Origin of the sequence: Palleronia sp. LCG004 (assembly GCF_032931615.1) — a bacterium.
Taxonomy (GTDB): domain Bacteria; phylum Pseudomonadota; class Alphaproteobacteria; order Rhodobacterales; family Rhodobacteraceae; genus Palleronia.
In genome coordinates this window covers 847,961-859,876 of the sequence record NZ_CP136759.1, presented here as the reverse complement: position 1 = coordinate 859,876, position 11,916 = coordinate 847,961, and the positions used below count along the sequence as shown (strand labels likewise).

Sequence of the window (11,916 nt, the reverse complement as noted above, 5' to 3'; positions counted from 1 at the left end):
AGACATCGCACCCGGACAGCAGGCCAAAGCGAGCTGGAGATTACTCAGAAACCACCTGCGCGAATACGGGATTCTCTTCGCTTTGATCGCGATCATGGCATTTTTCCAGATCGCGACCGGGGGGATCCTGCTCAAGCCGGTCAACATCACGAACCTGGTGCTTTAGAACTCCTACATCTGGTCTGCCCCCTGAAAAGTGGTCCTCCCTGGAGTATGCTTTCGAGCCGTATGGAGGACAAGGAATGGGACAGAAGAGACATAAGCCTGAGGAGATCGTTGCGAAGCTAAGGCAGGTCGACGTGCTGGTATCGCAGGGCCGATCGGTGGCCGAGGCGGTGCGATCCATCGGTGTGACACAGTTTACGTATTACCGCTGGCGCAAGGAGTTTGGTGGGCTGAAGGCCGACCAGGTGAAGCGCTTGAAAGAGCTGGAGAAAGAGAACGAACGCCTGCGGAAGGCCGTGTCGGATTTGACGCTCGAGAAGCTGATCCTGCGGGAGGCGGCCTCGGGAACCGAAGGTCCGCGTAGTGAAACTTCTAAGCCCCGCCCGCCGCCGAGCATGCGTCGATCACGTCAGACGGAAGTTCCGGATCTCCGAACGTCTTGCCTGTCGCGTTCTGGGGCAGCATCGATCGACCCAGCGGAAGGCACCGCACGGGCGGGCCGACGAGGAGGCGCTGACCGCGGACATCGTCGCGCTGGCCAGCCATTATGGGCGTTACGGCTATCGTCGGATCGCGGCCATGGCTCGCGAGACGCCGGCTGGGCCGTGAACGTGAAACGCGTCGAGCAACGAGCCATTGTCCGCCATCGGTCCAAGGACGATGGCGAGTGGCGGCGGGAGGGTCTGAAAGTGCCACAAAAGCAACCTAAGAAGGGGCGGCTCTGGCTGAATGACGGGTCATGCATCCGCCTCCGACCAGAGCGGCCGAACCACGTCTGGTCCTACGACTTCGTCGAGAGCCGGACGCATGACGGTAGGAAGTTCCGCATGCTCAACGTCGTCGATGAGTTCACACGGGAGTTACGAGCCATTGTCCGCCATCGGTCCGAGGACGATGGCGAGTGCCATCAGGGTCGACCGGAAGCTGAACTCGACCGCCGTGATCGATGTCCTGACCGACCTGTTCATCCTTCGGGCAGTGCCCGGCCACGTCCGATCGGACAACGGGCCAGAGTTCATCGCCAAGGCGGTGCAGGGCTGGATCGACGCAGTGGGTGCGAAGACGGCGTTCATTGAGCCCGGCAGCCCATGGGAGAACGGCTACTGCGAGAGCTTCAACTCGAAGCTCCGTGACGAGCTGCTCAATGGCGAGATCTTCTACTCGCTGGCGGAGGCTCGCGCCGTGATCGAGGCATGGCGGATCCACTACAACACGGTTAGGCCCCATTCGTCGCTGGGCTACCGACCGCCGGCGCCGGAGGCTGTCCACTGGCCGGCGCCCGGGCGGAGATCAGCCCCGCCGCAGGCATCCGCCTTGGCACGGAAACCCATCATGCACTAAGACTGAAACCGGACCACCCGATAGGGGCAGGCCAGTACGCTAAAGCCAAATGGGCGGCGAAGCTTCGCAAGCAATATGGTCACGGCAGCCAAGAAGGGCTGATTGCAGCCGAGACCGGCAACAACGCAGTCGTGCCGGCGTCGATGATCCCGGCGCTCACGCTCGTACTGCCGGGATCGGCGGCGGTCCTTATGGCGGCGATGTTCCTGCAAGGTGTTCGACCGGGGCCGCTTCTCCTCGTCATGAATCCCGGGTTCTTTTATCAGATCGTCGCGATACTCTTGACGGCGAAGATCGCGAACCTGCTCATAGGGCTTTTACTGAAGAGAGTTTTCATGCAGTTGATGACGATCCCGAGCGAACGGTTGATGGCCGTGATTGCCATCCTCTGTGTCGTATGCTCGTTTGTAATCACTCAGCGGATGTTCAAAGTTTACGTGACGGTTCTATTCGGCTTTCCCGGCTTCCTGTTGAGGGAACTGCGCTTTCCGATGGTACCCTCGTCCTTGGTATCGTGCTGGGAGATTCGCTCAATGTGAACCTTCGTCACGGTCTCGGGCAGACGCGGCGATCCGACACCCTTCTTCACACGTCCGATCAGTGCAGTTTTCCTCGTCGTGTTGTTGCTGATCTTCGTGCTCAGCGTTCCGGCCATGAACCACATGGCTCGATCGGGTGCCGCAAGGATCTTCAGGAAAAAATCCGAAGACCTTCCATGCTGGCTGTGCTGGCACAACTAACGGACCCTTGCGCGAACCCTTAGAGGTTCGGATCGCCCTCGGATGCCATGTCCCCAACGAACGTGCGCTTCCGCCTGGGCCTGCAATGCAAGCCGCATGACGGTTGCGGTATGTTCGAAGGACGCTGCATGCTCAGTCCGATCTATGACATCGCGCTTCAGGTCGGAGAAATAGGTCCGCTCGACGTCCGCACAGTCGATGTATTTCGACTCGTCGTTGGTTACCATGAAGAGGTGATCCGTCCCCGGCCGCCCTTCGACATCCACGTATTTGCGAAGTTCGATGTACCCATTGGTGCCAAGGACAAAGAGACGCCCGTCCCCCCAGTTCGGCAGGGCGTCGGGCGTGTACCAGTCGACCCGGAAATAACCTTGCGCATGTTCACTTCGCAACAAGACTTCGCCGAAATCCTCGAAATCGGGGTGGTCCTCGTTGGCGAAGTTGCCGATTGTCGAACTGACGATCTCGGCCTCCGTCGACCCCGTGAAAGCGAGAAACTGGTCGATCTGGTGCGTACCGATATCCCCCAGGATCCCTCCATAAAGAGACTTGTCGAAGAACCAGTCAGGCCTCGTCGGCGCGTTCAGGCGATGCGGTCCGACCGAAACCGTCTGCACGATTCGCCCCAATACGCCGGTCCTGACGATTTCCAGCGCCTTGTAGGCGGCCGGAACCTCGAAGCGCTCAGAGAAGTCGATGGACCAGATCCGTTTCGTCCGGGCAACCGTCTCCTCAATGCGTTCAAGCTCGGAGAGCTTCACGCAGCCCGGCTTGTCGAGCATCACGTCCTTGCCGTTCTCCATCGCCTCGACCGACCGATCCGCTCGCTCGTGGGGCGGAGATGCAATCAGGATCATGTCGATATCGGGATCCTTGAGGAGGCTCTCTCGATCCTCGACCCTTGGTATCTCACCGAACCTCTTTACGAACCCCTCGATGGTCTGCGGTTCGCCTTCGGTCCACCATCCCTTGCAGGTGGCTCCCTCCGAAAGCATTCCTTCGAGCATTCCATAGATATGACGGTGGTCGATGCCGACCACGCCGATGACGATGTCATCCTTGCTCAAGGTTCGTATCCTCCAATATTATCGTGCGTCCTTCCGACGACGACCGTGTCATCGCGTCGATCAATCGATGCACCTTGAGTGCTTCGGCCCCGTCCACGGTCGGTTGGCGGCCAGCCCCGACGGCTACGAAAAAATCGCGCTGAGCCGAAGAATGCCAATCGTGCGGGAACGCCATGGGATCGGCACCACCGCCCGTCGTGGCGGTTTCACCGAACGTCTCGACCTCTCCATTTTGCCAGGACGTTGTCAGCGTTCCCGATTGCAGCTTGAGAGAAGCGTTCTCGAACTGCAGGGTGATAGATTCCGAACCACCCGGATAGGCGGCCGTCGTTGCAACGACAGATCCGACCGCACCGGACGCGAACCGTATCCCAGCGGAAACGAAATCCTCGGCCTCCATATCGTGAAGGGTGGTCGTTGCCGAAAGCGCCGAGACCTCGGAGACCGGTCCCGTGTAAGACAGCATGAGATCGAGCGTATGGATTGCCTGATTGATCAAAACGCCGCCACCGTCACGCTCGTAGGTTCCGCGCCCTGGCTCGTCGTAATAGGATTGTGGGCGCCACCAAGGCACCTCGACCATCGCGCAGACCAGCTTTCCGAGCCGCCCTGCCTGGATCTGCCGACGAAGCTCTTCCGAGGCTTCCCTGAAGCGATGCTGAAAGATGACCCCGAGCGTTACGCCGGCCTTCTCGGCTGTTTCCACAAGATCCGTCGCGGCGTCGAGATCCCGTTCGATCGGCTTCTCCAGCAAAATATGCTTTCCCTCTTCCGTTGCCTTCCGAACGATCTCGCGCCGCGCGTTGGGCGGGGTCAGCACGAGTATGACATCGACGTCGGGATGACCCAGAAGGTCGTCGAGATCTTCGAACGGCTCGAGCGATCGTTCCGAACAGAACTTCTTCAACCTTTCCGAACTGCGATTATGCACTCCGACAATACTTACGAGATCATCGAGATCCCTGAGCGCCCGCCAGTTCACATCGGCAACCATCCCGGCCCCGACAATGCCTACTCCAAGCATATTCCCCCCTTTGTTCTTATCGATCAATTTAGTGCGACAAATCATCGATCATTTGTCGCTCAACGTCGAAGGCTAGTATTCCAAAAATTCTTCCAAGTTAGAACCCAATTCCTACCTTCTGGTAACGTCGAAGCAGCCTCCACATTAAAGGTCCAACGCATTCCTGTATCTCTTACACAAACGGACCATACTTGGATCGATTGCGCAGCGGCGACAGAGGAGGATGATTATGACAGCAACGAGGGTGATCGCCGAGAGGATGACCGTGGTGCTTCTGTCGCAGCGGGTTGCGGCGCGCCGCCAGGTCCTTCAGTCACCCAAACATGATCTCGATCCGGTTGCCTTTTCGGTAGCGGCGCTTGTCGTATTTCATTGGTGTATCACGCGACTTCCGCCTTGGGATGCAGGGCGTTATCATCTTTTAATCAGGTCTTCGCGGAATCAGTCCTCGTCGTATCCTCGGTTCCCCAAGGGCCAGTGGGCGGGCGTTGTTGCAGAACTCTGTCTGCGGGCGATTCACAGCGTGAATCCAGTTGGTTAGACGGGCTGCATGAGCAAGCCTTCCCCCGCCCGCTACCGCACGACGAACTGGTCCAGCTACAACGCTGCCTTGCGCAAGCGCGGCTCAATGCTGATCTGGATAGACCGGGAGATGGCTTGGCTGGCGCCGCATAAAGGTCGGCTCGGACGTCCACCCGTCTTCTCAGATGCCGCTATCCAGTTTTGTCTGTCGGTCAAAGTTCTCTTCAAGCTGCCCTTGCGACAGACCGCCGGTATGGTGGCCAGCCTGCTCCGGTTGGCGGGGCTGAACTGGTCCGTCCCCGACTTCAGCACCCTGTGCCGCAGGCAAAAGACCTTGGCGGTCCAGATCCCGTATCGCTGCTCCGATGGCCCGCTCAACTTGCTCGTGGATAGCACGGGCATCAAGTTCCTCGGCGACGGTGAGTGGCAGGCGCGCAAGCATGGCGCCCAAGGCCGTCGTCAGTGGCGCAAGGTGCATCTCGCCATGGATACGGCCACTTCCGACATCCGGGCCGTCGAGTTCACTCCAAGCCGCGATGGCGACAGCCCGATCCTACCCGAGCTACTCGGCCAGATCCCCGAGGACGAGCAGATCGGCACGGTGACCGCCGACGGTGCCTACGACACACGTCGCTGCCATGCTGCTATCGCCGACCGGCAAGCCACACCGATCATCCCGATCCGGAGAAACGGGCGCGCCTGGAAGGAAGACGGCCCGGCAGCGAAGGCGCGGAACGAGACGCTGCGCGCCACGAAGCATTACGGCAGAGCATTCTGGAAGTACTGGACCGGATACCACGCACGCAGCCGCGTGGAGGCGAAAATGCGATGCCTCAAAGCATTCGGCGAACGCATAGCCGCAAGAGACCCTGACCGCCAAACCGCCGAGATCCACATTCGCGTCGCACTCATGAACCGCTTCAATGCCCTCGGCACTGCCGAGATCGTTCGCGTCGCATAACCTCAGCGGGGGAAGGGGAAGTCATGCCTCAAGCGTGAGTTCTGCAACAATGCCCCTCGGATATGCGAATTCCGTTCTCTGGCCGCTCTGCCATCATCGGACGGATCTCCTCGCACTCGAACGGCGCTTTGCCGAGGGTTATCTTGCTGTTAACGCGCGGATCGCCCGAATGCTCGCAGAGATTACCGGCCCCGAGGATCTGATCTGGATCCACGATTACCACTTCCTCCCCCTTGCCTACGAGCTGCGACGGTTGGGCGTCCGGGCCCGTCTGGGATTATTTCTCCATATCCCATTCCCCACATCCTCGGACATCGCATCCCTCAACGAGCGCGACGAATTCTATCGCTGGATCGCCTCCTACGACCTGGTTGGTCTCCAGACAGAAGCGGATGTCGCGCGTTGCCTCGAAGTATATCGCGGTCATGCCTGCGGAGAGTTGCTCTTCAACGGTCGGGTAAAGCTCGGAGACCGAAAGTTCGAAGTTCGCTCCTTCCCGATCGGAATTGACAGCGAAGCATTCACTTCGGTCGCAAGCACGCCGCTTTCCCATGACCCAGTACATATCCGGGCGGGTGCCAAAATGATCATCGGCGTGGATCGGCTCGACTACTCAAAGGGAATCCCCCATCGCATACGTGGGTTCGCAAAGTTCCTCGAAGCGCGTGACCCTTCTTTGCCACGCGCCACGCTTATCCAGATCACGCCCCCCTCGCGCGAGGTCATCGCCTCCTATCAGGAAATCACACGCGAGCTCGAGGCACTGACAGGACGCATCAACGGGCAGTACGGCGAGATCGACTGGACGCCGATCCGGCTCATCGTACGAAGCGTTCCACGCGAGACGCTCGCGCCCCTTTATCGGCTGGCTTCCGTCGGATTGGTGACACCTCTCGCAGACGGCATGAACCTTGTCGCCAAGGAATACGTAGCCGCACAGGATCCTCAGGATCCGGGCGTCTTGATCCTGTCGCGGTCGGCCGGGGCAGCCGAGCAGATGACCGAAGCTCTGATCGTCAACCCCCATGATTCCGAAGAAGTCGCCGACGCAATTGAACAGGGTCTCTCTATGCCGCTCGACGAACGGTGTGAGCGCCATGCCGCACTGATGGAAGTCGTCCGCGATACCGACGTTTTTGTCTGGGGGGCGCGCTTCGTCGACAAGTTGGCAGCACCTAATGGATGAGTCGTATCCGACAGCGCGAAGATCCCTGCCCCCCTTCCGAACCACTTCACTGCCCGAATGCCTGGTTTCGCCCGAGTTTTGTTTTTGGATCCCGACGTCTTCCAGATATCCGATAGTCCCGGCCGGGCCGAAGGTCACGGCCTGCGCGCAAGAAGAGTTTTGGTTACGCTCCTGACTCCTTGGTCCTCAAAGCAAAGAATGACTGGGGCGGCATACACGGCGGCTGACGAAATAGTCTCCGCGCAATCAAGCTAAGGCCCACAAACTCTATGAGTGGTCTTAAGTCCGAGGAATATGATCACGATGCGGTTTCTCGAGTTCTGGCGGCGCTTGCGATATGAATGTTTCTCTCCAAGGACACCCAGTCAGGGATAAAGCAATTTATTCTCTTGTGCTCGCGAGCTTCCCGAGACCAATCTCAGTCACATCGGCAATCATTGAGCCATCCGTCAGAGGCAAACCGGAAGGTCGGCCTCTCTATTATCGCAAGTCCCTCGACGTATCCGCTGACGATGGGGCTTAGAACATCGCCGTCGTGACCTGCCAGATTCGATAGAACGATTGTTACAGAAGAGTAAGGGTTCCCATTTGGTCATGACGAAACAGCTCGAAACACATCTCGCGCGCAGAAATGCATTGTCGGAGGAAGAGCGCACCGCCTTGCGCGACATGCCGGTCGAACGGCGCACCTATGCCCATGCCGAAAGGATCGTTGCCGAAGGGCTTGCACCCGAAGGAAGTTGCATGCTGGTGGATGGCATGGCAATGCGGGTCCACCGAGTAGGGCGGACCGAACGTGTCGTGAGCGCGCTCCACGTGCCCGGCGACTTCGTGGATCTGCACTCGTTCCTGCTCGATCATCTCGATCATGACATCGTGGCCATAGGGCCCTGCATGATCGACTTCGTCGCGAGCGATCACCTCGAAGCACTGACCCGAGATTATCCGCGCCTCGCGCGCCTGCTCTGGCGCGCCACACTTATCGACGCAAAGATGCACCGCGTTTGGATCGTGACGCGGGCGGCGCTCCGCGGCACGCAACGGATCGGCCACCTAATCTGCGAGTTGCACGCACGCCTCGCAGCTGTGGGTTTGACGAGAGAATCCACTTTCGCGATGCCCTTGGACCAGCGCGGCTTGGCCCAGGTGCTGGGCTATTCGGTTGTGCATGTGAACCACGCCGTCAGGGATCTGCGCGCCGAAGGTCTTCTCGAATGGGCCGGCGGACGTATCCATTTGCCGAACCCCGAGGGGTTGGCACGTTTCGCCGATTTCGACCCGGCCTACCTCGAACTTCACAACGCCGAGCTACAGGCACGTAAACTAGTTTAACGACCGCTTGTTACGGATGGAGGCGACCTACCTGCTATTCATGCCCGTCGCGTTCGGGCGGGAGGATGCATGTATCCCGTACACCATACTGCCGAGCCGGTCGCCGTTGACGCGGTCGTCGCCAGCTTGTTTCGATCGCTTGATCGTCTGAGGAATTCCCAGAATACCACCACCCACGATCTGCCGGACCTGTCCGCCGCCTTGGACTTGCTGCGCGAGAGGGGGACACTGCGTGCCGTGCTACCTTCGCCCGAAGGACACGGTCTCGGGTGGGCGCATGGGACGGCCCGTCCGCTTTCGAACCTGCTACGCGTCATCGGGGCTGCCGACCTAGCGCTCGCGCGGCTCGTCGAGGGGCATGTCAACGCGGCTGTCCTAGTCGAGATACATGGCGACCGCCAGGTCCGCGAAGCGATGCGGACAGCAGTGCGCCGTGGCGTGCTACTTGGCGTATGGGGAGCCGAAGGTCCCGAACCGCTCGAATGGCGGGACCATGGCGGGGGCGGCTTCGCACTCATTGGAAGCAAGCGCTACGCGTCGGGTCTCGGCCATGTCGGCCTCGCCGTCCTGACTGCTCGCGCGACACGGGACGCCCCCATAAGGATGTTCCTGGCCCCAGCAGACGACCCAAATCGCTACGACCACGACGCATGGACGGCTTCCGCCATGCGTGCCACCCGATCCGGCGGCTTTGACGCCACGGGGATTATCCTTGAGGAGGCGGAATGCATCGGCAAGGCTGGAGCTTTGATGACCGAGCCTTGGTTCGAAGGCGGGGTTTGGCGCTATTGTGCGGCGCATGTGGGCGGCGCGGAGGGCCTCATCGCGCGCTGGACTGACATGCTACGGCGGATGGAACGCCTCGACGATCCCATTCAGCGCAACCGTTTGGGTCGCGCCATGGCCGATGCGACGGCTGCCCGCGCCGTGGTCGAAGCGGCAGCCGAAGCGGTGGAAGCAGCAAGTCACGCGCCCCCAGAAGCCGTCGAGCGGGCGGTGGCGCATAGCCTTCTCGCGCGCGAAGCCGTGGAAAGCGCCTGCACCCGTATCCTTGCGCTCTGTGAACGTTCGCTCGGTATGGCCGCTCAGGACATTCGGGATCCGCTCGACCGGATGCGGCGGGACCTGTCGCTGTTCCTGCGTCAGGCCGCGCCCGACGCCAAGCTCGATCGCGCCGTCCGGACTGTCACGGAAACCGGGCTGGAGGCGCTCCGATGACTCTCGCGGATCTGTTGGAGGGCGAAGCACCACTCCTCGTACTGGCCCCGCATCCCGACGACGAGTCACTTGGATGCGGGTTGCTGCTCGCCGAACGATGGGCGCAAGGGCGTTTCACGCATGTCGTATGCCTGACTGATGGCGCGGCCTCCCATCCGCATTCTCTGCTCTGGCCCCACGCGCGCCTTGCTGCGGTACGGCATGGCGAACTGACTGAAGCCGTACGCCGGCTCGGCGGAACGCCTGCCCGGGACGTGACATGGCTTGGCTTTCCCGATGCGGCGTTGCACAGGCTTTACGGGCCGGGTGCCGATCTGGCGCATGTCCTGACAGGACTATGCGATCGACTGGGTGTAGACACACTCCTCTTCCCGTCACCGGACGATCCCCATTGCGACCACCAAGCAGGCGCGGAAGCGGCAGCGAGGGTTGGCGTTTGGCGCACCGGTTTGCAGCTCTGGCATTATCCGGTCTGGTCCCGCTGGAGTGCCTTGGAGGCGGGCAAAGATCTGCCGGGTTTGCGGCTGGATCTGCCCAAGCGCCGGGATGCCAAGCGTCGGGCGCTTGCCGCGCATCGAAGCCAGATGGGCCTCGTAGTCACCGACGATCCCGACGGATTCGAGATGCCACCGGGTTTTGCCGAACGCTTCATCAGCGAAGCCGAGCTCTTTGTACCGGTATCGGCATGACCGCCCCGGTAGCTGCGGGGCGGGCGCACCTGCTGGGCCTCTATGCCGAGACGGACGACCCATGGAACTTCCGCTCATCAAGCTTCGAGGCTGAACGTTTTGCGGCAGTCTTGAATGCCCTGCCCCGATCGAATTACGAAAGCGCGCTTGAACTCGGTTGTGGCAACGGTGAGCTTTCCCGTCGCATCGCACCACGATGTCTTAGTTATACCGGCCTCGATGCCGTACCGACAGCGTTGGCAGCGGCACGCAAGGTCGTGCCGAATGGTCTCTTCGTCGAGGGGTTCCTGCCATGCCCGTTGCCCGGGACAATGCACGATCTCGTGCTGCTGAGTGAGGTTCTCTATTTCCTTGCGGCCGACGCGATCCGAGACGTTGCAGGACGCATCGACGCAGCATGGCCACGTGCCGACGTGGTGACGGTCACGTGGCGCGGTCCGACTGGTCACCTGCTCAGCGGCGAGGATGCATTCGCCGAATATTCGAACGCGACGCAACGCCAATCCCATACGGTCGAGACCGACAGACGCTACCGCATCGCCGTCTTCGCCCCCCTTCCCCTGCCATCGCCATGAACGTGATCGCGGTGATCCCCGCGCGTGATGAATCCGCTCGCCTGCCCGCGGCTTTGGCGGCTCTGCGCCGCGAAGGCGTGACGGCGATCGTCGTCGCCAATGGCTGCCGCGACGCGACGGCGGCGGTGGCCCACAAGCACGGAGCCTTCGTCATTGAGACGCCCCCTCTCGCCGGAGGTGTAGGTGAAGCACGCGCCATCGGGCTCGAAATAGCCCTCCTGCGACGGCCATCCTGGGTCATGACTACCGACGCAGACTGTACCCTGGCCCATGGCACGGCCACAGTCCTTGCCCGTGCGCTGGACGACGCCGAAGCCGCCTTCGGGCGCGTGGTGCCTGACGCGGGCGAGTTCGCGAACCTGCCCGCGGCGGTACGGCAGCACGGTCTCCTCGAAGATCGGCGCGATTCTCTCCGTGCGCTCATCGACGGCATTATGGCGGCGCTTCCTTGGAACCCGACCCCATGCCATGGCCAGAGCCCCGGTGCCCTGATCGCATGGCGGCCGGATGCGTACCGGGCTTCGGGCGGGATCGCCCCTCTCCCCCGGGAAGAGGATCGGCGCATGGCCGTCGCGCTGTCGGCTGCAAGGTTGCGGGTGGCGCGACCTTGGGATGCCGTCGTGGTCGCCTCCTGCCGCCTTCGGGGCCGTGCGCCCGGGGGGATGGCCACAACCATTGCCGCGCGCACGCGTGCCGACTTATCTGCTGAAACTGCGGCTCTTGATGACGAATGTTCAGCACTCGAGCATCGTCTTGCTATGCTGCTGCCTCCCAGTGCGTGGCCTGCACTTCCTGCGCGTTACGAGGGTGTATGCGATGTACTCGCGGTCAGGCAAACTGCGATATGAGTTCCGGGTGGCCAGACCCGGTTCGGCTTTTGCCAGGTACCTTTAGCGGGTCATCGGCAAATCCAACGGCGAGACCCAAACAGCGATGCAGTTCATTCTCCACGCCATGGTTTAGCGGGTTGGAAGGCACTATTGCGACATTTTTATAACGACGATTGCCGAGGAACTCAGGCGCATTGACTCCCAAGCCATGTAGTCGCTCTCAACCTAACGACACCGATGACCCCGGCCGGGGTCCACTTGCGTTA

General features: G+C 61.0%; 10 protein-coding genes and 3 pseudogenes. 10 read left to right on the top strand and 3 right to left on the bottom strand.

The features are described 5' to 3' along the window. Positions 1-4: 4 nt before the first annotated feature. From RVY76_RS04095 to RVY76_RS04085, 3 genes and pseudogenes are all read left to right on the top strand, one after another. Positions 5-163 (top strand): annotated as a pseudogene (locus RVY76_RS04095) (sugar ABC transporter permease); the annotation flags it as partial. 79 nt (positions 164-242) lie between these two features. Further along, a pseudogene (locus RVY76_RS04090) lies at positions 243-1,506 on the top strand (IS3 family transposase). Further along, entirely contained in the window at positions 1,434-2,045 is a 612-nt protein-coding gene (locus RVY76_RS04085) for a tripartite tricarboxylate transporter permease (protein WP_317376707.1), read from the top strand. The pseudogene RVY76_RS04090 and the gene RVY76_RS04085 overlap by 73 nt, the downstream one beginning before the upstream one ends. Before the next feature lie 197 nt (positions 2,046-2,242). Here the strand turns inward: RVY76_RS04085 and RVY76_RS04080 are convergent, their stop codons facing one another. The 3 genes and pseudogenes from RVY76_RS04080 to RVY76_RS04070 all read right to left on the bottom strand — a co-directional run. After that, the gene (locus tag RVY76_RS04080; RefSeq protein ID WP_317376033.1) at positions 2,243-3,313 is read right to left on the bottom strand and encodes a Gfo/Idh/MocA family oxidoreductase; all 1,071 of its coding nucleotides are present in this window, start codon (positions 3,311-3,313) and stop codon (positions 2,243-2,245) included. Further along, positions 3,300-4,337, bottom strand: a complete 1,038-nt coding sequence (locus tag RVY76_RS04075; RefSeq protein ID WP_317376032.1) for a Gfo/Idh/MocA family oxidoreductase — start codon at positions 4,335-4,337, stop codon at positions 3,300-3,302. Before RVY76_RS04075 ends, RVY76_RS04080 begins: the two co-directional genes overlap by 14 nt. A 216-nt stretch (positions 4,338-4,553) precedes the next feature. Beyond that, positions 4,554-4,820: pseudogene (locus tag RVY76_RS04070) on the bottom strand (IS5/IS1182 family transposase); the annotation flags it as partial. A gap of 67 nt (positions 4,821-4,887) precedes the next feature. On the opposite strand from RVY76_RS04070, the gene RVY76_RS04065 reads away from it, so the two are divergent. The 7 genes from RVY76_RS04065 to RVY76_RS04035 all read left to right on the top strand — a co-directional run bounded on the left by RVY76_RS04065 (position 4,888) and on the right by RVY76_RS04035 (position 11,668). Next, positions 4,888-5,820: an IS5 family transposase gene (locus RVY76_RS04065; RefSeq protein ID WP_317373939.1), complete on the top strand. Its 933-nt coding sequence runs from the start codon at positions 4,888-4,890 to the stop codon at positions 5,818-5,820. Continuing rightward, positions 5,783-7,006, top strand: a complete 1,224-nt coding sequence (locus RVY76_RS04060) for a trehalose-6-phosphate synthase (protein ID WP_317376030.1) — start codon at positions 5,783-5,785, stop codon at positions 7,004-7,006. The genes RVY76_RS04065 and RVY76_RS04060 overlap by 38 nt, the downstream gene beginning before the upstream one ends. Positions 7,007-7,600: 594 nt before the next feature. After that, positions 7,601-8,338 carry a Crp/Fnr family transcriptional regulator gene (locus tag RVY76_RS04055; RefSeq protein WP_317376028.1) on the top strand — a complete coding sequence of 246 codons (738 nt, stop codon included), beginning with the start codon at positions 7,601-7,603 and terminating at the stop codon, positions 8,336-8,338. Positions 8,339-8,575: 237 nt separating this feature from the next. Continuing rightward, complete coding sequence (locus RVY76_RS04050; protein ID WP_317376027.1) at positions 8,576-9,556, top strand: acyl-CoA dehydrogenase; 981 nt, start codon at positions 8,576-8,578, stop codon at positions 9,554-9,556. Further along, positions 9,553-10,245 carry a PIG-L family deacetylase gene (locus RVY76_RS04045; protein ID WP_317376025.1) on the top strand — a complete coding sequence of 231 codons (693 nt, stop codon included), beginning with the start codon at positions 9,553-9,555 and terminating at the stop codon, positions 10,243-10,245. Before RVY76_RS04050 ends, RVY76_RS04045 begins: the two co-directional genes overlap by 4 nt. Then, a complete protein-coding gene (locus RVY76_RS04040) occupies positions 10,242-10,820 on the top strand; it encodes an SAM-dependent methyltransferase (protein WP_317376023.1) in 579 nt (192 codons plus the stop codon). The genes RVY76_RS04045 and RVY76_RS04040 overlap by 4 nt, the downstream gene beginning before the upstream one ends. Beyond that, positions 10,817-11,668: a glycosyltransferase gene (locus RVY76_RS04035; protein WP_317376022.1), complete on the top strand. Its 852-nt coding sequence runs from the start codon at positions 10,817-10,819 to the stop codon at positions 11,666-11,668. Before RVY76_RS04040 ends, RVY76_RS04035 begins: the two co-directional genes overlap by 4 nt. The last annotated feature ends 248 nt before the right edge of the window (positions 11,669-11,916 follow it).